Genomic DNA, 342 nt, shown 5'->3' on the forward strand with positions numbered 1-342 from the left:
CGTCAGGAAGCGTACTGGCTTGACACCTTCCAAGGTGAACTACCTGTACTGGATCTCTCTACTGACTTTGCCCGCCCTGCGGTGCAGAGTACGGCAGGGGATACGATCGAATTTGCACTGGGACGTGAGGTTAGTGAACGCGTGAAAGAACTGGCGGCACAAACCGGCGCTACTCTGTATATGGTGTTGCTGGCGGCGTACACCACGCTCTTACACAAATACACAGGCCAAGAGGACATCGTCGTTGGCACACCGATTGCCGGAAGACCGCATGCCGAACTGGAGAGTCTGGTCGGTGTATTCATCAACACGCTGGCGATGCGCAATTATCCGTCCAGCGAC

Annotated in this window: 1 protein-coding gene; it reads left to right on the top strand. The window is 55.6% G+C overall.

Annotation, left to right across the window (positions count from 1 at the left end):
* Nucleotides 1-342, top strand: a 342-nt coding sequence (locus HFD99_RS25075) for a condensation domain-containing protein (protein WP_167441078.1), incomplete at both ends; no start/stop codon positions are given.

Source organism: Paenibacillus sp. EKM301P (assembly GCF_011800295.1).
Lineage (GTDB): Bacteria > Bacillota > Bacilli > Paenibacillales > Paenibacillaceae > Paenibacillus > Paenibacillus polymyxa.